The following is a 615-nucleotide window of genomic DNA, read 5'->3' as shown; positions in this document are numbered from 1 at the left end:
GCCTCCTGCTGACAGAATGCTGTCAGCAGGGTGGTCCTACAAGCGAAATCGCTCTGCGAAACCCGCTCAGCCATTCGACCGATCGAAAAGGACCTGCCTCATGATAACCTTGTTCCACGCGCCCCAATCGCGTTCGTCCCGCATGATCTGGTTGCTGGAGGAGCTTGGGGTTGCCTACGAGATCCGCCCGGTTTCCATTTTCCGCCCCATGACCGGGGAAGGGCAGGGCGACCCTGTCAATCCCCATCCCGACAAGCGTGTGCCGGCGCTCGTCCACGATGGCAGGCTGCTCGCGGAATCGGTTGCAATCGTGCTGTACCTGCTCGATGCCGTTCCGCAGGCAGGGCTCGCTCCTGCGCCGGCCGACGGCGGCCGGGGCGACTATCTCACCTGGATCGCATGGTATGCTACCGAACTGGAGCCAGCGCTGTTTGCCGGAATGGCTGGCGAACTGGCCGGATCGGCGCAGAAGCAGCGCAACCATGACGCGGTGATCGCTCGTTTGCGCGCCGCGCTGGAGGCTGGGCCCTATGTCATGGGCGAGACGTTCACAGGGGCCGACTTCCTGATCAGCAGCGCCATGGCGTTTGGCCGCCAGGCGTTCCCGGCTGACCA

At 64.1% G+C, this 615-nt stretch carries 1 protein-coding gene; it reads left to right on the top strand.

Annotated elements, in window-relative coordinates; translation table 11 throughout:
- Positions 1 to 100 precede the first annotated feature (100 nt).
- A partial coding sequence (locus H926_RS0106930) for a glutathione S-transferase family protein (protein WP_028657696.1) occupies positions 101 to 615 on the top strand: 515 nt, incomplete at its 3' end.

Source organism: Novosphingobium sp. B-7, assembly GCF_000410615.1.
GTDB lineage: Bacteria > Pseudomonadota > Alphaproteobacteria > Sphingomonadales > Sphingomonadaceae > Novosphingobium > Novosphingobium capsulatum.
This window is presented reverse-complemented; position numbering and strand designations above follow the sequence as displayed.